Source organism: Pseudomonas putida (genome assembly GCF_001636055.1).
Taxonomy (GTDB): domain Bacteria; phylum Pseudomonadota; class Gammaproteobacteria; order Pseudomonadales; family Pseudomonadaceae; genus Aquipseudomonas; species Aquipseudomonas machongensis.
Window position 1 is genome coordinate 2,894,844 of record NZ_CP011789.1, and the last position, 19,667, is coordinate 2,914,510.

The window sequence follows — 19,667 nt, forward strand, 5'->3', positions numbered from 1 at the left end:
CAACTTCAAGCGTGCGGCTTGCGACTCGTCGCCCGTTCAGTTGCCGCCGAACAGCTTGGCTGCGCGGGCGTGGATCTCTTCGGGGCTCAGGTCTTCCTTGTGGGTGGACACGAACCAGAGGTTGCCGAAGGGGTCTTTCAAGGTACCGCTGCGATCACCGTAGAACTGGTCCTGCACCTCTCGCAGTGGCGTGGCGCCGGCAGCGACGGCCTGGGCATAGACCTTGTCGCAGTCCTCGACATACAGGTGCAAGCCGATGGCAGCCCCTGGCAGCGACTGGCTGGCGGTGAGGCCACCGTCCATGTCGCAGGGGTCGGCGAGCATCAGCGAGGAGTCGCCGATTTTCAGCTCGGCATGACCGACGCGACCGTCGGGGCCGTCGAGGCGAAACATCTCGACGGCGCCGAAGGCTTGCTTGTAGAAGGCGATGGCCTTGGCGGCATCCTTGATACCCAGGTAGGGCGTGATGCTGTGCTGGCCTTCGGGGATGGGTTTGGCTGGCATTGCGCATACCTCCTGTGGAGGGTGGTCATTCGTCGAAACTGTATATTTGTACAGTTTCGACGAATGCGCAAATGCCGTTTTCCGATTAGGCGGCCGCTGGCTAGAAGATGTAGTCGGTGGTCAGGAAGCTGGACTGGCGATTGCGGATGATCTCGCTGATCAGCGTCTTGTTGGACTCTTGGAACTTGGTGGCCACCAGGGTACGGATCGAGAATACCCGCAGCGCGTCATGCACCGACAAGGTCCCTTCGGCGCTGTTCTTGCGGCCGTTGAACGGATAGGTGTCCGGGCCGCGCTGGCACTGGGCGTTGAGGTTGATGCGCCCGACCTGGTTGGCGAAGGTGTCGACCAACGCACCGACGGTCTGCGGGTCGTTGCCGAACAGGCTCAGTTGCTGGCCGTAGTCGGAGTCGAGCACATAGTCGATCACCGTCTGCAGGTCGCGGTAGGGCACCACCGGCACCAGCGGGCCGAACTGCTCTTCGTGATAGACGCGCATCGACGGCGCCACCGGGTACAGCAGGGCGGGGTAGAAGAACGACCCCCGGCTCTGGCCGCCCCCCGGGTTGAGGATCTTCGCGCCGTGCGCCTGCGCGTCGGCGACCAGGCCATCGAGGTAGTCGACCTTGCCCGGCTCCGGCAGCGGCGTCAGTGCAACGCCGGGCTCCCAGGGCATGCCTGGCTTGAGTGCCGCAAGCTTGCGCTGGAATTTTTCGAGGAACGGCTCGACCACATCCTCGTGCACGAACAGGATCTTCAGTGCCGTGCAACGCTGGCCGTTGAACGACAGGGCGCCGGTCAAGGCTTCATCGACGGCGTTGTCCAGGTCCACCTCGGGCAGCACGATCCCCGGATTCTTGGCATCCAGGCCCAGCGCCGCCCGCAGTCGATGGGGGCGCGGATGGAGCTTTTTCAGGTCGCTGGCGGCCTTGTGCGTGCCGATGAAGGCGAACACATCGACCTTGCCGCTGGCCATCAGCGCGCTGACCGTCTCGCGGCCGCGACCATAGATGACGTTGATCACCCCTGGCGGGAAGCTGTCGCGGAAGGCTTCGAGCAGCGGACGGATCAGCAGCACACCGAACTTGGCCGGCTTGAACACCACGGTGTTGCCCATGATCAGCGCCGGGATCAACGTGGTGAAGGTCTCGTTGAGCGGATAGTTGTACGGTCCCATGCACAGCGCCACGCCCAGTGGTGCGCGGCGGATCTGGCCGAGTGTGCCCTGTTCCAGCTCGAAGCGGCTGGAGCGGCGGTCCAGGTCCTTGAGGGCGTTGATGGTATCGACGATGTAGTCGCAGGTGCGGTCGAACTCCTTTTCCGAGTCCTTGAGGTTCTTGCCGATCTCCCACATCAGCAGCTTGACCACGGCGCTGCGTTGTTCGCGCATGCGCGCCAGGAAGGCTTCGACATGCTGGATACGTTCGGCCACACGCATGTTCGGCCACACGCCGCGGCCCTTGTCGTAGGCTTGCACCGCGGCATCGAGGGCGGTGAGGGCGGTGTCGGCGTCGAGCAGCGGCGCGCTGCCGAGGATGACCTGGCGTTCCTGATCGCCCTCCTTGAGCCACACGGGGCTGCGCACCGTGGTCAGCGGCCCGTCCCAGCGCCTGAGCTGCCCTGCCACCAGATAGTCGCGTTGCTCCAGTGGCTCTCCCAGGCGCCAGGCCTCGGGGATGTCTTCTGGGGTGGGAAACAGCGAATCGAGCAGACGGTCCATGGGTACTGCACCTCACTTTTAGCTGATCAGGTGAAACGCTTCAGCCGAGCATGCACCTGCAGTCGGAAATATTCCAGTCTGGTTGAAGTGCGATGATTCGCCATCGCCAAGCCGTTGGCGCCCGACAGGCGCCGACGGGTGGCCACGGTGTTTACTCTTCCGGTGACGGCGGCTCAGGCGACTCGGCGAGCTCGGCTTCGGGCGCCGGTGGGAAAGGCAGTTCCAGCAAATGCTCGGCCCCCGCGGCAATCGCTTGCTCGCCCAATACCGCGTCTTGATCCATCAGGTGAAGGCGTCGCCAGATTTCCGTGAGGTTCGCCTCGGGGGCCGCATTGAACTGATCATCCTCGATCAGCGTCCTCAGGTCCCTGCGGTACTGGAGGGGCAGGCGATTCCAGACGCTGAAGTCTTCGTCGCTGGCCGTGGACAGCAGGGCTTCGTATTCATGCTCGGCGACCATCAGGTCTACGCCGAAACGCACGTAGTAGGCATTGATCTGCGCAATCATGCCGTCGTCCATGTGTTGGCTTTCCAGCCGCATGACCATAGCGAGCGGACGCGGCAGAGGTTGCGGCTGTGGCAGTTCGGTGAAACGGTTTTCGCCCAGATTGACGATGTGCGGGTTGCGCATGTTCGCCAGGCCAGCGGGCATTTCGCTCAATTCGCAATTGCCGAGCAGCAGCGATTCCAGGTTGGGCAGGGCTTCCAGAGCAGGGCTTGTCTGCAGCGGATTGTTGGTGAGGTCCAGGGTCCTGAGGTTGACCATCTGGTTCAGCCTTTGTTGTGCCTGTTCGTTCCAGATCAGGTTGTTTTCCTCCAGATCCAGCAGGCGTAGCGTTTGCGGGTTGCGCAGTTGCGGAAAGTGTTGCAGCGAGCACGCTTCCAGGCTCAGCGTGTGCAGATTGGGCAGGCGTTCGAGCAACGAAGCGGGAAGGGTGCTGATTTGCGGGTTGCGGGCCAGGTCAAGAAGCTGGACATGCGGGAAGTGGTGGGGTAGTTCCAGGCTGGCGAGGTCGGCGTCGGTGAGATCGAGGTCGGCCAGCTCCAGTGAAAACAGCCACTGTTCGCCCAGCGCTTGTCGACTCATGCCGCGCCAGCTGTTCAGCAGTCGCGTCATGGCCTGGGTTCGGGCAGGTGAGCCCTCGGCCCAGGCAGCGAAGTTGGCCGTCACTACTTGATACTGCGCGTTCAGGGACGCCACGGCCTGATCCGGGCTCACTCCTTGCTCGCGACTCGCGGCAAAGAAGGCTTCGACGCCTTCGTCGTTCATGGCGGGGTAGATCTGCTGCACCTGGCGGTAAAGCGCCCGGTCGATCGGTTCGGGAGGTGGCGCAGGGACGACTGCCGGCTCAGGCTCGATCCCGGGTGCAGGGTTCGGATCCATCGGCGTTCCTCCACGAAGCCCCTGTTGCCTTAACCAGGCGAAGTCGCCGAATGGGCGCAGTTGCCGGGCCCAGGCCTGGCGGTCGGCGTCGACCAGGGCTGTCAGGCGCGCTCGCAGGCTGTCACCGGTGCTGGCCTCAAGCGCCAGCGCCGCACGCTCATTGGCTGACAGTATTTTCACCGCAGCCTGGCACAGATCGGCAGTGGCGGGTGTGGGGGCGGGCCGCTCGCCCAGATAGGGCTCGTACCCCTGAGCAGACTTGGTGATGACCCGCATGCGCGTAGCGTAGCGGCTGCCAGCTACGGCAAGGGTAGGCCCATGGGGGCTGTCTGCGCGCAGCTCGATGCGCACATCCTGTGGCCAGCCTTTCAGCGCGGTCATGGCTTTGAGCGCAAGGCGTTCGCTGTGCGCGCTGGCCAGCTCGGGCAGGTACAGGCCTTCGAGGCCGCGGACAACTGGCAACTGCGCCTCAAGGCCCTGCGCAAGTCTGGCCAGGCGTGCGGGGAGGACCTGACCTGTGCTCCAGGCCGCTTGTTCGGTCGTGGTCATCGAGCCGAGCAGGCGCCTGCACAATGGCGCACCGAGTCTGGGGTAGTCCTGCAGCATCCGCGCTTCGTCGACATGGGCCGGCACACTGGCCTCGTAGCTTTCGGCGAACAGCCTGTCACGCTCGGCGGCGCTCGCTGTCGGATAGTTTTGCGCGATCTGACGTTGCACGCGCAGGCGTGCCAAGGTGTCGGCCAGCAGCGGTGGGGTCTTGGCGTGGGTCAGGTGTACCTGGCGCAGTTGTGCTTCGTCCATGCCGCTGATGCGTGCTGCCTGCTCCAGTTGCGCCGGGGTGAAGGTTTCAAGGCGGCTGTCCAGGCGCCTCACCAGTGTCGCCAGTGACCAGTCGCGTGGTTGTTCGTGCTCGGCGCGCCAGGCGCCTTCGTCATTGTGCTCCAGCAGCGGTTGGTAGGCCTCAGGATCATCAGGATGAACGAGTCGCCAGCGCTGCAGCTGTGCGTCGAAGCGCCGCAGATATCGGTGGCCGTCCATGTGCAAGGACTCCGGCGTGGCCTCGGAGGCCTGGACACGGTAGGGCGTCAGGTCGCCGCGCCAGAGGCGTTGGCTGCCATCGGTGCGGGTGATCGGATCGAGGCTCTCGAGCAACGGTGTGCGGGTAAGCGTGCGTACTACCTGTCCGCCGACATACAGCCCGGCGATCACTGCCAGGTTGAGGCCTACCACTTTCAGGTGCTGGAACGCCTCGTCGCGATCACCGACCTCCCAGGCCTCGTAGCCTTCGTAGACTTCATGCAGCAATTGGCAGGCCGTTACCGCGACCATCAGTACACCCACTGCGGGGATGAACATGCCGATGGTCATCAGGGCATTCAAGCCCAGGCTCTCCCACATCTGCAGGCGCTTCTTGCGCGCCTGTTCGTCGGCTTGGGCCGTGGGCACGGCGAACAGCATTGCCTCGGCCTTGAGCCAGGCGAGATGGTCGGTGTACAGGAAGTCGAACAGCGGCCCTTCGATATCGTGCCGCTCCAGGTGCAGATCGGCGCCATCAGGCGGTGTCCAGGTCTGCTCATAGCCTGCGTGCGCATCGCTGCTGAGGTTCTGCCGGGCACGATCGAGGAACTGCAGGCGTTCTTCGCTGGCGATCAGCGCCAGGCAGTGTTTGCGAAAGGCGGGGTCGCAAAGGTCGGTCTGCAATTGCACCACCAGCGCCTGATCACTGCTGAAGACACGGACGGCGGCTTCCTGACCTGGGAGATACAGCAGTCGACCGACGTCACCGGCGTCGATCAGCAGGGCCTCGTGCAGCGTCACGCCGAACAGTTGCAACCGTTGGCAAGGCAGGGCCGATCCGTCATCGAGCAGCTGCTGGATGCAATCCCGTGCGTCGCCGCCGATCCGATGCTGCAGCCGCGCCAGGTCTACCGCCAGTTGCAGGTTGCTCTGGTAGAGCCTGATCGCGGCAGGGCGGACACCGGTCTGGCTGAACCTGGCTTGCAGGTGTTCCTGGTAGCGCTGGCCCAGGTCGAGATTGCGGCAGGTGCTGGCGAAGGCTTCGGGTGAAAGCGGCAATGCTTTGATGCTGAAGGCTTTGGAGGCCAGGGGGTAGGGCACTCGGGTTTCGCTGTCACCGAGGGTGGTGGTGCCGGTCACCGTGATGTCGGTGATCTCGGTATCACCCTTCAGGGCCAGTGCGCTCTTGATGTTGAAACTGATGCCATCGGCGAAGTTGTGCAGGGCAGCCTCAAGCAAGGTGCGACGCTCGTAGGTGCTCACGTAGACCTCATGGGTGTAACGGTCATGCACATGGATCAGCTCCGCTGTGCGCAGCGGGGCCTGGAACCCGTGCTCGGCTTTCAATTGCGCGGCGAGCAGTGGCTCGGCGAATTCGTCGATCTGCTGGAGGCCCTTGAGCGTCCGGGCAAGGCGTTTTCGAAGTCGTCGGCGTGTTGCCCTGGCAGGCCCTGCAGAGGCAGCGCGCTGGCGCGCAGGGTTTGCCATTGTTCTTCACTGAGTCTCGACGCCCATGAAGGCAAGCGCTGGGTGATGAGGTGCTGGTGGGTGGAGGGGAGAGTTGAAGGCATGGCTGTCGCTCCTGTTGTGGAACGCAACAGCAGGCGCCATCGATGGCTGATTCGGGTGGTAGATAGATGCAGACCGTGGTGCTCTTTTCTTTGGACTGCCCGCGAAAGAACACCACGCACACGCGCACCGGGCATGCCAGTGCGCAGGCGTCAGGACATGTTCAACTCGGTATAACCCACCCGTTCAACCCCCTGCAACTGGCGGTCGACCAAGCTCTTGAGGGATTCCCCGGTTGCCAGGTAGGCATCACCGAAGTCGTGGCCGCCCAGGGCGCTGGGATGGGCCACCACCTCCAGTACGCCATGCGCCGGCGCCAGTCCGGCCTTGAGATCCAGCGGGGTGCAGACGTAGTCGGCGGTCACGCCGCAGAGCTGTTTCAGGCGCCGGTTGAGCAGGGTCTTGAAGACCCGCTTCAGTGGCCCGATGTTGGCCCCGACATTGCGCGCCAGACGCACCGGTATGGCGTGTTCGCGGGCAAACCGTGCGACCACCTCACCGACCGGCCAGATGTTGTGCACGTGCTGGTGCGAGTCCAGGTGGCTGGGAATGACGCCATGGGCCACACACCGTTGCCATTGGGTCTCGAGCTCCTCGCGTACCGCCTCGCGCTCACTGCGTGACAGGCGCAGGGTGCGCTGGCGCAGCCCGAGGTCGAACTCGCCCTGGGCGGTGCAGAAGCGCGGTTCGGCGAGGATCGCCTGGCTCAGCGGGCGGCCGTAGGTCAGGTTGAAATGCAGGCCGATGCGGCCCTTCAGCGCCCGCTGCTGGGCCAGTACGCACGCGGCCTGGAACGCCGGCATGTTGGCCATCAGTGTTGCCGAGCTGATCAGCCCGGCCTGGAACGCGTGCAGGATCACCGCGTTGATGGGGGCACTGAGGCCGAAATCGTCAGCGTTGACTATGACCTGGGATGGCATCCGTTCGCTCCTGTGTGGGGTTCGGGGTGACGGTGGCTGCACTGTCGGCCTTGCGCAGGCGCGGCTTGAGCCAGCGCCAGCAACGCAGGGCCAGGCCCAGGGCGATGCCGTCGGGGCGCCAGCTGTAGCCGCTCAGGCGCCATTGCTCGACCTGGCCGGTCTGGCGTTCATGCAATTGGTGGCTGGAGTTTTCAAGGCTTACCCGCGAGGCGTCGACCCAGCTCCAGCCCTCGTCGAGACCCCAGTGGATCCACTCTTCGAGCAGCACCCGGCCACTGCCCAGCTCGCGCTGTTCGGGCACGAACGCCAGGTTGTAGTCGTAGATGCGACCGTGTTCGAGGAGGCCCAGGCGGTAGCTGATGCAGCGCCCGTCCAGCTCCAGCAACACCAGGCACACCAACCCTTCGCCAGCCAGCTCAGTGAAGGCCTGGTACATCCACTCGCGGCGCTGGCTGCCCGAGAAGATGCCGACGTCGTCGTCGCCTTTCCAGCTCGCCGCTTCCACGGCGCTGATCGCATCGAGCAGGGCGGTGATGTTGTGGCGGTCGGCGACCACCCGGCGCACCTGCGCGCCGCAGGCTGCAATGCGCTTGCGTGCACGGCGCAGCTTGTAGCGTGGGTCGCCACTGACCTCCTGGCGGTCGGCTTCACTGATGCGGTGCACCGGTACACGGCAGGTCAGGCGGCACTCGAAGGTCGAACAGGCCGCACCCCATTGGCGCAGCCAGTCCTCATCGCCACCTTGCACCACTTCACTCAATTGCAGCAGCGCATGGGGCAGGTGCTTGCGGATGGCTTGGAGCACTTGTGTGGCGTGGTGTGCTGGCAGGTCGAGCAACAACGCGATGCGGTCGCTCAGCGGGTGGCCCAGGTGACGCACCACCGGGACATTCAGTGGGCCGACCGCCTGGCGCTCGCGCACCAGCGGCAGGCACAGGCACAGGCGGCCATCGAGGTGGCCGAGCAGGATCTGCAGTTGCTGGCCTGGTTGCAGTGCGGCCTCGGCGGCGCACAGCCAGCCCAGGTGATTGAACGGGGTGCTGCCGGCCACGCGCTGGCGCAGCGCCTCATAGCCGGCGGCAGGGAAGCTGGGGGTGCGCAGCGAGGCGCACCAGCTCAGTTGCAGGGCCATGGGGTCAGGACGCCGTGGCCGTGGCGCTTTCGGACGCCGGTTTACGCAAGGTTTCCAGGCGCGACTCGCTGTAGCGGCTCTCGCGGAAGAACTTCCAGCGCCCGAACAGGCAGTAGACATTCATGATGCGCCCTTGCTCCTGGTAGCCCATGCGCAGGTGCAGCTTGAGCGCCGGGATGTTGTGTTGTTCGCAGACGTCCACCACCTTGGTGCAACCCTGCGCGGCCATGGCCTTCCACAACGCCACTTGCAAGTCCACCGACAGCTCGCTGCCCCAGTACTTGCGGATCAACTCGCCGCCGAATTCGAAGAACTCGCCCGGACCGACCGGGAACCAGCACCCGTAGTAGTGGCGGTCGTGGTAGTTGCGCGCGCTGCCCCAGATGAAAGCCACGGTGTCACCTTCGTCATCTACGAACATCAAGCCTGTGTAGCCCTCTGCGGCCAGCTCGCGCATGGTCTCGACGCGGTCGCCGAAATGCCGGGTGAAGGCCTTGACGTTGTTCACGGTGATGTTCTCGAGGCGCAGTCGCGCATAGGGTTTGAGGCGGTGCGGGGGCACCGGGGTTTCCAGGTCGCGTTCCATCCACACCAGCTCCCTTTGATAGAAGACGTAGTGTCGCCAGGCGCTGCTCAAGGTGTTGCGCAGTCCCTTGCGCTTGATGCGATCCTGGATCTTGCTCAATGCACGCATGGTGCCTCCTGTTCATGGCAGATCGAGGTGCGTTTCATGACGCACTCCAGGTCAGGGCAAACAAGGTCTGCCCTGGCAGTTGAAAACGGATCTGTCCCTGCTGGCAGCTGACGCGGGCAGGGCGCGGCTGATTATCGGGGCCGAACAGCTCGAGCCGGGCGGCCGGGCAGTCGCCGAGTGCCAGCTCGACCTGCTGCACGCGCTCGGCCTTGTTGACCCCCAGCAGGCTGCGCTGACGGCCGTCGGCCATGGCCAGGACGTCGACCTCGAAGGCGTCGTTGTCCAGGGCCAGCACCTGGCGCAGCCAGTGGCGCTGGATGAACTGCTGGGCAAGGCCCACCGGCTTGAGCTCGAAACGCTCATCGCCCAGCACGCGGATCATGCCCTTCGGCCATTCGGGCTCGTCGGCGACATGGAACCAGTTGAGCATGTCCAACAGGCCGTCGGCGGAGGCGTTGATCACCACCGACGCCCACCACAGGCCAGCGTAGTGGGTGTTCTGGTCATAGGGGCTGAGGCTGGAGCCGCTGGACAGGTTGGTCTGGTCGAGCAGCAGCGCCTTGCGCGGGCGGCCCTGGTTGTCGAGGCCGACCAAGGCCGCGGCCTGGCGCACGCTGTCGCGGTAGCTGCGAGTGGCGAGCAGGTCGCGGACCATCCATTCGTGCCAGGCCAGGGCATCGATCTGCGCACCGTGCTCCTGGAGCAGGCGCCGGGCCCAGTCGATGCCGCGCAGGTCCTTGCTGCCCTGGGTGAAGGGGCCGCCGAGCAGGCGTGATGAGGCGGGCATGGCGATCCGCACGCCTGCCTCCCGAGCGCCCGGCCAGGCGCTTACGCGCTGGGCCATGCCGGTGAAGAAGTCGCGGTAGCTTTCATAGTTGCGGTAATTGAGGTTCGGCTCGTCGGCGAAGGCCAGGTAGTGCAGGCCCTTGCCGCCCAGGCGCGCGGTGCCGGCCAGCCAGGCATCGAGGCCGTCGTGGCTGGTGCGATCGGCGGCCAGGTCGGCGCGCCTACCGGTGCCGGCGAGCAGGGTGATGTCCTGGGTGATGCCGAAGCGCTGCTGGTACAGGCGTCGCCAGGCGTCTTCATAGCCGGGTTGGCGGGCGAGCACGTCCATGAAGCTGTAGTAGCCGGCCGCCTGCGGACGCAGGGCGTCCAGGGCCGCGAAGCTCGACGGTGGCGGTAGTACGTAGGGCAGGTTGACCCCCAGCAGCGGCGTGGGGCCGAGCACCTTGGCCTGGAGCTTGAGCCGCACCTGCCCGGCAAGGTTGGCGACATCGCCCAGATGATCGGCGCGCTGGGCGAACAGGTTGGCGCTGCCGTCGAGCCAGAATGCCGCCTTGCCGCGCCCTTGCAGGCGCAGGCGCCAGGTTTCGTCGCGGGGGCTGACTGGCAGCGCCTGCTGGTCGAAGCGCCAGTAGGCCGGGTAGGGCTTGAGCGCCACCTCGACCTGCTGGCCGTCGCTCAGGCGTTGCGCCGAAAGCCCGCGCACGCCGCCGTGGAACTTGCCGGCCAGCGTCGCCTGCTCACCGGCCTTGACCCGGAAATACAGCTCGACCCGTGGTCCGACCTCGGCGCTGAAGTGCACCCTGGCGGGGGCGAACAGGGCGCGCGTGGTGTCGCTGTGCTCGATCTGGTAGCCACGGAAGCTGTAGCCAGGGACCTCCAGGCGATAGGGACCGGCGTCGACGCTCAGTGGCCAGCGCTGCTCGCCGCGCAGTTCCTCGGCCTTGATCGCCCGCTCGCCGCGCAGTTGGCCACGGCCGTCGAGCAGGAAGATGCGCTCGGCATTGGCGTCGGCCTGCCAGGCCGGGTGCCAGCGCAGGCGCAGTTCATCGTTGCGTCCTGGTTGCAGGTACAGGCTGCCATCGCGGATATCGCCCCATTGCAGGGGGGCCGCAGGTGCCAGCGGCACCCACAGGGCACAGAGCAGCAGCCAGCGTTTCATGCTGGCCTGCGCTGCAACATCTGGCGCAGCGGCGCGAAGTCGCTGGGCAGGATGATCAGGGTGTGCAGTACCGGCACGCCACTCAGGCGGCAGTACAGCACCAGCATGGCCACGGTCACCGCCAGGTAGGCGATCGATGACGCCGCGGCGGCGCCGACGATGCCCCAGGTCGGAATCAGCAGCACATTGAGCATCAGGTTCAGCGCGGCGCCTGCACCCATCATCAGCGATACCGTGCCGGGGCGATTCTTGCCCAGCAGGTCCAGGCGCAGGATGCTGGCGTAGCACAGCCCCAGCAGCCCTGGGAGCAAGGCCAGCAGGGCCGGGTAGGCCGGTTGGTAGGCCATGCCGAACAGGGTGACGATCAGCCAGTCGCCGATCACCGCCATGCACAGGCAGGCGCCGAGCATCACCGTGGCGGTCAGGCGCAGTGCCAGGGGGGTGAGTTTTTCCATGCCGGCGTCCTGCTGCAGCAGGCGCTTCATCAGCGGTGTGGTCACCGCTTCCGGGACGATCAGCAGCAGTTCGGCGGCGGCACTGGCCATGGCGTAGTGGCCCAGTGCAGTACTGCCGAGCATGGCGCCGATGAACAGGTAGTCCGAGCGCAGGATGACTTGCTGGAACAACAGGTCGGGGTGGCTCTTGGCGCTGTAGCTGAGCAGCTCGCGCTGGCCGCCGCGGTCCCAGCGCAGGGCCAGCGGATGCTGGCGGCGCAGCCACCACAGGCCCAGCACCAGCACCAGGGCGATGCCCACCAGCCAGCTGATCAGCGCCGCCTCCAGCGCCTCTTCACGCCACATCCAGAACAGCGCGAGAAACAGCAGCAGCGGTGCCGCCGATTCGGTCAGGCGCAGCACGTTGAACGCGCCGACGCCACCGCTGGCGTTGTGCAGTGTCAGCAGGCCGCTCTTGAGCACGGTCATCGGCACCGCCAGCAGCAACAGCCAGGCCAGCAGGCCCAACTGCAGGGTGATGTCCAGGTCGGCACCGAACTCGCGCACCAGCAGCACGCAGACCAGCGTCAACAGCCCCGCCAGCAGGCAACCGTAGACCAGCACCTGGGTCAGCAGCAGGCCCATGTCACGCTGCTTGGCCGCCTGGTAGCCAACGGCGCCGTTCAGTCCACCGCTGGTGGCAGCGCTGATCAGGTCGGGCAGGGTGCTGAGCAGGGCGAACAAGCCCCGCTCGCTGGGGCCGAGGATGCGCGCCAGCAGCACGTTGCGCAGCAGGCGCAGGCCGATCATCGCCAGCTTGGTGCCCATGCTCAGCGCCAGATGGCGCAGGTAATGGTTGCGGCTCATGAGCGGCCCCCGCGGCTGATGCGCCAGGCCAGCAGCGATGGGCGGCTGGCATTGCGCTGGCTGACGCCGATGCGTGGCAGGGCCAGCGGATCGTCATGCCCCTGGCAGATGCCGGCGCGCGTGCTTAGGGCGAAGGGGTAGCGGTGCGCCGCCACGCGTGCGCGCACGCGATCGTCATGATCGCCATTGGGGTAGCAGTACACCGGCAGTGGTTGTTGGCAACCGTGCTCCAGGGCGGCGTGGCTGCGTTGCAGTTCCTCGTCCAGGCGCCGGTCGTCGAGATAGGGCAACAAGGCGTGGCTGGCGCCGTGCGGGCCGAAGCGCACCAGGCCCGAATCCTCGAGCTCGCGCACTTGCTGCCAGTCCATGGCCTGGGGCAGCGATTCGGCCGGGCAGGCATCGGTCAGTTGCTGCAGGGCCTGCGGACTGAGGCTCTTGAGGCTTTGCAGGTAGTGCGCCAGCACCTGGCTGCGCGCTTGCGAGCGGTCGTTCATGAAGTAGGCGGCCGGCAGCGGTCGGCCGAGCTTGCGCAGGTACTCGATGAGGTTGTGCCGCGCAGGTTCGCCGTGGCTGCCCCACAGGGTTTCGCCGACGCTTTCCCACCAGAAGCGCTGGCGGCTGCCGATGTAGTCGGTGGACAGGAAAATGCTCGCCGGCACCTGGTGCTTGCGCAGCAGCGGGAAGGCGTTGCTGGCATTGTCGCGCCAGCCGTCGTCGAAGGTCAGGGCAACCTTGGGGCGCTGGTTGCTGCGGGGTGTCTCATGGTCCTTGAGCAGGTCCATGAGGCTGACGCAGTCGAAGTGCCGCGGTAGCCAGCGCAGCAGCCCTTCGAAGGCGCGCGGCCCGACGCACAGCTCGTTGCGGTGCGGCAAGGTGGCGCTGGCATCATCGGCCAGTACTCGATGCAGCATGAGGATCACCCCGGCGCCGCGCAATTCGGCGCGGCCCTTGGGCGACTTGAAATACAGCCAGCCACTGGCCTGTTTTATCGTCGTCTTGATCGGCATGTCCATCGCTCATCGATTCTGGTCGGGATTCCATTGGCTGTAGCTGTGCCCGCGCAGGAATTGCCACAGGCCGACACTCATGCCCGCCAGCGTCACCAGCACGAAGGCGGCCAGGCGGAATGGCCTGGGCAGGCGGTGGCCAGCATCGAGCAGGCCGGCGATCGCGGCCGCATAGCCGAGCAGTTGCGCGGTCAGGGTCAGGTGGTAGAAGGGCGATTCACCCACCAGCCACAGGTTGGCCAACAGCAGCGGCAGCAACAGCACCGGCGCCAGGCGGCGGATCAGCTTGTGGCTGATCAGGGCGATGGCGTACAGGCCGTGACGCATCGGGTTGAGCAGTTCGCTGCGCGCGGCCAGGCTCTGCAGGCCACCGACGGTGACGCGTTGGCGACGGCGGAACTGCTTGTCGGCCTCGTCCACGCCCTGGTCGAGGACGACCGCCTCGGGCACGTAGACGATGCGCTGGCCGGCGGCCGGGGCGCAGGTGCTGATGTAGAAGTCGTCGTTGACCTGTTTGGGAATCGCCTGGTACAGCGGGCGGCGCAGGGCGAGCAGGGCGCCGTCGGCCGAGACCATGCAGCCGGTGCGGTTCTCGACCTTGCGCACCCAGGCTTCGTAATGGCGATACAGGCTGTCGCCCAGGCTCAGGCCCTTGCCTGGGTCGGGGATGATCATGTGCCCGGCAGTCCCGCCGACATCTGCGTCGGCGAAGGGCGCCAGCAGCAGGCCCAGGGTGTTGCCGGCCCACTGGTTGTCAGCGTCGGTGAACACCAGGATATCGCCGCGGCAGACGCTCACCGCAGTGTTCAGCGCGCCGGTCTTGCCCAGGCGCGGCAGGTCCAGCACCTGTACCCGTGGATCGTTCACGGCGCGGGCCAGCGCCACGGTGCGGTCGCTGGAGCCGTCGCTGGCCACCACCACCTGCAGTTCGGCGGCCTGGTAGTCCTGGGCCAGCACGCTGGCGAGCTTGGCTTCGATATGCCGCTCCTCGTTGTGCGCGGCGATCACCACGCTGACCCGCTGCGGCGCTAGCGGACCGGGTGTGCGCGCAGGGAAGAACGGTGCAGCCAGGGTCAGCAGCACGGGATAGCCGACCCAGGCGTACAGCGGCAACAGCAGGCACAACCAGAAGATGATCTCAGCCACGGGCGGGCCTCCTTGCGGTGCGGTTGAACAGGCTGAGGATGAACGCAGCGCCGGCCAGGTGCAGGCGCAGCCAGTGCAGGCCCCAGAGCTGCAGGGTCAGCAACGTGTCGTGGTGCCTGAGGCTCTGGCGCAGGCTCAGCGCCAGGGCAGGCAGGGCGCTGATCAGCAGCAGCACCAGGGCCACATGGGGGAAACCTTCGAGCAGCGTCGACAGCGCCATGACGTCGAGTACCCAGGCGCCCACGGACAGCAGTGGGAAACGCAGCAGGCGCAGGCTCACGCCATGGCTGCGCAGCAGTTGCAAGTGGCTGCCCTGGCGCCACATCTCCTTGCCCAGCCACTCACCCCAACTGCCCTCGAAGCCCCAGTGCAGGACCACCGGCTGGCGCAGCACGCGCAAACGGGCGCCGGCTTCGTGCAAGCGCAGGGTGAAGTCCTTGTCTTCGCCGGTGCGCAGGCGCTCATCGAAGCCGCCAACCTGGTCGAACCAGGTGCGGCGCATCAGCAGGTTGGGGGTGGGCAGCCAGGTGCAGTCCTGTACCGTCTGCCCGGCGCGCAGGGTGCGGCGTTGCCAGGCGTGGGCGAACCATGGCGCCTGGCGCGGGGTGTCGCAGTCGAGGGCGAAGACGTCGCCTTCACCGCGGCGCTGCAGGCCCAGCAGCAGGTCGAGCCAGTTGTCCGGTACTTCAATGTCGGCATCCAGAAATGCCAGCCACTCACCGTGGCTGACCTGCGCGCCCTGGTTGCGCAGGGCGCCGATGGCCACGCCAGGCAGGCTCAGCACCTGGGCACCATGCTGTCGGGCAATGGCAGGGCCGTTGTCGCTGGAGCCGTTGTCGACCACGATCAGCTCACAGCCGAGACCCGCGCAGTGGGCGGCTTTGCGCGCGGCATCGAGGGTGCGGCCGATATGCCGGGCTTCGTTGAACATCGGGATAACGATGCTTACCTGGTTCATCGCCGCGCCTCCACGTCTCGCGACGCGGTGGCCTGGCGCAGCAGCACGCTGGACAGCGCCAGCATCAGCCACAGGTACTTGTGGCTGGGGGCACTGAGGAACATCAGGAACAGCCCGATGGCCAGCATGCTCATGGTCAGGTGGGTCATCAGGTCGGCGTTGTCGTGCTCGCCGGTGGCACGCCAGGCGGCGCGAGCCTGCCAGAAGTTGCGCAGGGCCAGGGCGATCATGCCGACGAAGGCCAGCCCCGCCGGCACTCCGGTCTCGCTGAACAGCTCGAGGTAGGTGTTGTGGGCGCGACGATAGAGGTCGGTGGTCTTGCTGTTGACCGGGGCGAAGGCCTTGGAGAAACCGGTGTCGGCATAGTGCAGCGGGAACGTGCCGGGGCCGGTGCCGAGCATCGGGCTGTGGCTGATCATCTCCTTGCCCACCACCAGGTACGAGGCACGTCGGCCCAGGGATTCGTCCTGGTGCGCATTGACCCCGGACTTGAGCAGCATCAGCGACTGGATGCGATCGGCGTAGCCGGCCGGCATCAGGGCCGCGCCCAGCGGCAGGACAATGGCCAGGCCGAGCATGGCGAAGCCCAGGTGACGCGGGCGGATCCGTGTCAGTTGCTCGCGGTAGTTGTACAGCACGATGCCCAGGCTGATCAGCAGCACCACCAGGCCTGAGCGCGACTCGGTCTTGGTCATGCCCACCAGCAGCAACAGGCAGCAGCCGGCCCAGAACAGCTTGAGTGGAATCTGCCGGGTCTTGATCGCCAGCCACAACCCCAGCGGCATGGCGATGGTGATCAGCAGGGCGAAAGCGTTGGGGTCGAGCATGGCCGAGGCGCGGCCCTGTTCCTGGTACTTGGTGGAGAAGATGGCGAACAGGCAGGTCACGCAGACACTGACGGTGATCAGCCGCGCCAGCATCGGCAGATTGAGGTCGCGCCCCACCAGCAGGGTGATGACGAACACCACCAGCCCCACCAGCAGTTCACGCAGGTGCAGCACCGACAGCTCGACGCTGTCGCTGGTCCACAGGCTCAGCAGGTACAGGGCCATGAACGGGATCAGCAACCGCCACTGGTTGCTGCGCAGGCGCTCGGCCGGCAACTGACGCACGGCCAGTTGCAGGGTGAGGATCAGCACCAGGCCCAGGCCGATCAGCTTGGCGCCGGAGACCATGCTGTCCTTGAGCAGCCCTTCGAGCGGCACCAGCGCGGCGATCGCCAGCAGGCCCCAGGCTGGCTTGCGGTACAGCACCAAGGCACCGGCCAGGCCGACCACGGCGCCAGGGGCCAGGTAAGGGTAGGGGCTGGCCAGCAGCCCCAGCGACAGCAGGGCCACCAGGCCCACCAGCGACAGGGGGATGATCATGCGACAACCTCCATGGCCGTGCCCTGGTACACCAGGGCCCAGCGTTGTGCCAGGGTCGGCAGGTGGTAGCGTTCGCGCTGGGTCTGGCGGGCGCGGGCCACCAGTTCTTCAGCCTGTTGCGGATCGCCCAGCAGCGCCTGCAGGTGGGCAGCGAGTTCATCGACCGCCAGCGGTGCGGCAAGCAATCCGCTGCGGCCGTGTTCGATCACATCGGGAATGCCGCCGACACCGAAGGCCACCACCGGTACGCCGTCCTGCATGGCTTCGAGCAGGATCATTGGCGTGCCTTCGGTGCGCGAGCTGATCACCAGGGCATCCAGCCGGGTCATCCAGGCTTGCATGTCGCGCTGGAACCCCGGCAGCGTGATGCGCTCGGCCAATCCAGCGGCATCGATGCGCGCCTGCAGCGTGGCGCGTTCGGGGCCGTCGCCGAGCATCACCGCGTGCAGGTGCGGGTGGCGTTGGCACAGCGGGATCAGGGTGTCGAGGAACAGGTCAGGGCCTTTTTCGCTGGACAGCCGCCCGACATAGCCTGCCAGCCAAGGGGCTTGGCGCGATCCCTGGCTCTGTACCGCGGTGTTGCCATCGCGGGACGAGCCCGCTCCCACAGGGGCCGTGGGGGTTGCGCAATGCACAGGTGTCGAGGCCTGCAGCGAACCCTGTGGGAGCGGCCTTGTACCGCGATCACCGGCGCAGCCGGTGCCCTGCACTGCGGTGCTCGCATCGCGGGACGAGCTCGCTCCCACAGGGGCTGTGGGGGTTGCGCAATGCACAGGTGTCGAGGCCTGCAGCGAACCCTGTGGGAGCGGCCTTGTGCCGCGATTACCGGCGCAGCCGGTGCCCTGCACTGCGGTGCTGCCATCGCGGGACAAGCCCGCTCCCACAGGGGCAGATTGCACAGATGCCACAGGCTCCGGCAGACCGTTGGGGATCACCTGCAACTTGCTGGCTGGAACACCCGCCTGGCGGTGGATGCGGGCAATGCTCTCGGCCACGCACACCACGGTCGCCACCGTGGGTGTGCGGCACAGTTGCAGGCTCAGCCAGGTGTAGAAGCGCTGCTTGGTGCTGCGCGGCGTGAAGCCGTGCTGGGTGGTCACCAGTGGCAGGCGCCACAGGGTCGCGGCCAGCCAGCCGAAGACCATACCCTTGAAGTTGTGGGTGTTGATCAACGGCCGCTCGCCACGCATGGCCGCCACTTGCCTGAGCAGTGCGCCCAGGCCATGGCAGCTCTGGCAGTCGATGCCGGCTTCGCGAAAGCGCATCACCAGATCCTGCGGCGCGTCGAGGAACAGCACCCGGTGCCTGCCAGGGGTTGCCTGGCAGTGGTCCAGGAGCATGCGCTCGGCGCCGTAGAATCCGCCGCTGCTGAGCAGATGCAGGATCAACTGGCCGGTAGCGGGCACGGCAGCGTTCAATTGCGCACCCAGTGCATCAGGCGAGGCAGCGACCACGACTTGTGCGGGTTGGGCAGCGCCGGGGTCTGGTCGTTGATCACCAGCAGCACCGGCAGGCCCAGCTCGTGGCTGATTTGTGCAGGGTGCTTGAAGCGGTGGTCGAAGAACTCCTTGACGTAGACCAGCGCGATGGCCAGCAGCAGGCCGGTGACCAGGCCGAACGGGATGATCAGGCCAGGTTTTGGGAACGACGCGGTGGCCGGCTCATAGGGTGCGCTGAGGATCCGCGCGTTGGACTGGCTGCCATCGAGCAGGCCCTGGCCGCGGCTTTCCTCATAGCGCTGGGCGTAGGTGGAGAAAGCCTTGTGCAGGGCATCGATCTCGGTGTCGAGCTGGCGGGTCTTGCTCTGGGTCTCGCGCAGCTCGGTGATGCGGTTCTTGTATTCATCGATGCGTTGGGTCTTCTGGTCGATCACCTGCTGGGTCACGGCCAGGTCCTGCTGGCGTTCGCGGATACGGTTCTCGACGATCTTGAGGAACTGGCCGCGCAGCTGGGCGATCTGCTGGCGTGCCAGGACCATCTGCTCGGCCCCGGGCTGGAACACCGTGGCATCGCCGTTGTAGCGGGCCAACAGGGTGGTCAGCTGCTCGCCCAGTTGCTTGATCTCGCGGTCTTCGAAGGCGACGTTGTCGACCGTGGTGGTGAAGGTGTAGGGGAAGGCATAGTCGGCCATCTTCGCCTTGCTCGCCGCGGCCAGGCTGCTCTGCAGGTAGTCGAGCCACTGCTGGTTTTCCAGCTTGCGGTCGCGCTGCAGGTTGAGTGCCTGTTCCTCGGTGTTGATCGCATTGAGGCGGAAGGTGATCTCTTCTTTCGGATCGGACGAGCCGATCGCCGTCAGCAGGGCCAGGCGTTGGCCCTCGAGGTCGCCCAGGCGAGCCTGGTAGTGCAGTTTCTTCTGCTCGTAGAAGGTCTCGGGCAGCTCGTTGGACTGCAGGTCCTGGCGGTTCTTCAGGAAGTTGTCCAGCAGGCGGGCGACGAACAGGGTGCCGAGGCGGGCGTCATCGGCGCTGTAGGTGACCGAGATGACGTTGGAGCCGGGCAGGGTCTCGATCTTGAGGTCCTTGACCGCCTGATCGGTGAGCTCGTCGAGTTGGGTATCGCGCTCGTCGGCCACCGACTTGCCCAGCAGGCGATGCAGCGGATCGACGATGCCATGGCGCAGCGGGTCGATCACGGTGCGTCGCAGCAGACCGGGTTCGGCCTGGTACTGGCCTTCCTGGCGCAGTTGGCTGATGGTCTGGCGGATCAGCGTGGGCGAGCGCAGGATGTTGCTCTCGGTCTCCATGTCGGCCAGCGACGGCGGGATGAACTGGTCCGCCTGCTGAGCCAGCGAGGAGCTGGTATCACTTTGCGAGAGCTTCTTCGATTGCACGATGACTTCGGCGGTGATGTCGAAGCTCTGCTTGAGCACCAGCGGCAGAATCACCGCGATCACCGCGAAGATCAGGAACACCCGTTTCACCAATTGACGGTTGGCGAAGAAGATGCGGAAGAACTCATGCACATAGTTTTCTTTCGGTTGCGTGGTCATGGTCCGTCCCCTGG

The 19,667-nt window shown here is 66.1% G+C and carries 14 protein-coding genes; all 14 read right to left on the reverse strand.

From position 1 onward, the window contains the following. Positions 1–36: 36 nt before the first annotated feature. The 14 genes from AB688_RS12815 to AB688_RS12885 all read right to left on the reverse strand — a co-directional run bounded on the left by AB688_RS12815 (position 37) and on the right by AB688_RS12885 (position 19,653). Positions 37–504 carry a VOC family protein gene (locus AB688_RS12815; protein ID WP_063544492.1) on the reverse strand — a complete coding sequence of 156 codons (468 nt, stop codon included), beginning with the start codon at positions 502–504 and terminating at the stop codon, positions 37–39. Between the two features lie 100 nt (positions 505–604). Continuing rightward, positions 605–2,224, reverse strand: a complete 1,620-nt coding sequence (locus tag AB688_RS12820) for an NADP-dependent glyceraldehyde-3-phosphate dehydrogenase (protein ID WP_063544494.1) — start codon at positions 2,222–2,224, stop codon at positions 605–607. Between the two features lie 151 nt (positions 2,225–2,375). Further along, positions 2,376–6,113 (reverse strand): leucine-rich repeat domain-containing protein, encoded by a 3,738-nt coding sequence (locus AB688_RS12825; protein ID WP_063544496.1) that lies wholly within the window; start codon positions 6,111–6,113, stop codon positions 2,376–2,378. A gap of 233 nt (positions 6,114–6,346) precedes the next feature. After that, positions 6,347–7,114, reverse strand: coding sequence for a ChbG/HpnK family deacetylase (locus AB688_RS12830; RefSeq protein WP_063544498.1), 768 nt, complete (start codon positions 7,112–7,114; stop codon positions 6,347–6,349). Then, complete coding sequence (locus tag AB688_RS12835) at positions 7,086–8,246, reverse strand: GNAT family N-acetyltransferase (protein ID WP_063544500.1); 1,161 nt, start codon at positions 8,244–8,246, stop codon at positions 7,086–7,088. The genes AB688_RS12830 and AB688_RS12835 overlap by 29 nt, the downstream gene beginning before the upstream one ends. A gap of 4 nt (positions 8,247–8,250) precedes the next feature. Then, positions 8,251–8,940, reverse strand: a complete 690-nt coding sequence (locus AB688_RS12840) for a GNAT family N-acetyltransferase (RefSeq protein WP_063544502.1) — start codon at positions 8,938–8,940, stop codon at positions 8,251–8,253. 34 nt (positions 8,941–8,974) lie between these two features. Further along, positions 8,975–10,885, reverse strand: coding sequence for a hypothetical protein (locus AB688_RS12845; RefSeq protein ID WP_063544504.1), 1,911 nt, complete (start codon positions 10,883–10,885; stop codon positions 8,975–8,977). Next, the gene (locus AB688_RS12850) at positions 10,882–12,186 is read right to left on the reverse strand and encodes an oligosaccharide flippase family protein (RefSeq protein ID WP_063544506.1); all 1,305 of its coding nucleotides are present in this window, start codon (positions 12,184–12,186) and stop codon (positions 10,882–10,884) included. The genes AB688_RS12845 and AB688_RS12850 overlap by 4 nt, the downstream gene beginning before the upstream one ends. Then, positions 12,183–13,193 carry a polysaccharide deacetylase family protein gene (locus tag AB688_RS12855; RefSeq protein WP_063546711.1) on the reverse strand — a complete coding sequence of 337 codons (1,011 nt, stop codon included), beginning with the start codon at positions 13,191–13,193 and terminating at the stop codon, positions 12,183–12,185. Before AB688_RS12855 ends, AB688_RS12850 begins: the two co-directional genes overlap by 4 nt. 9 nt (positions 13,194–13,202) lie before the next feature. Next, positions 13,203–14,339, reverse strand: coding sequence for a glycosyltransferase (locus tag AB688_RS12860; RefSeq protein WP_063544508.1), 1,137 nt, complete (start codon positions 14,337–14,339; stop codon positions 13,203–13,205). Then, positions 14,332–15,297: a glycosyltransferase gene (locus AB688_RS12865; protein WP_063544510.1), complete on the reverse strand. Its 966-nt coding sequence runs from the start codon at positions 15,295–15,297 to the stop codon at positions 14,332–14,334. Before AB688_RS12865 ends, AB688_RS12860 begins: the two co-directional genes overlap by 8 nt. Beyond that, positions 15,294–16,664 carry an O-antigen ligase family protein gene (locus tag AB688_RS12870; RefSeq protein ID WP_063544512.1) on the reverse strand — a complete coding sequence of 457 codons (1,371 nt, stop codon included), beginning with the start codon at positions 16,662–16,664 and terminating at the stop codon, positions 15,294–15,296. Before AB688_RS12870 ends, AB688_RS12865 begins: the two co-directional genes overlap by 4 nt. Then, a complete protein-coding gene (locus AB688_RS27165; RefSeq protein WP_231100229.1) occupies positions 16,661–18,118 on the reverse strand; it encodes a glycosyltransferase family 4 protein in 1,458 nt (485 codons plus the stop codon). The genes AB688_RS12870 and AB688_RS27165 overlap by 4 nt, the downstream gene beginning before the upstream one ends. Continuing rightward, positions 18,079–19,653, reverse strand: coding sequence for a GumC family protein (locus AB688_RS12885; protein WP_063544514.1), 1,575 nt, complete (start codon positions 19,651–19,653; stop codon positions 18,079–18,081). The genes AB688_RS27165 and AB688_RS12885 overlap by 40 nt, the downstream gene beginning before the upstream one ends. Positions 19,654–19,667: the final 14 nt, after the last annotated feature.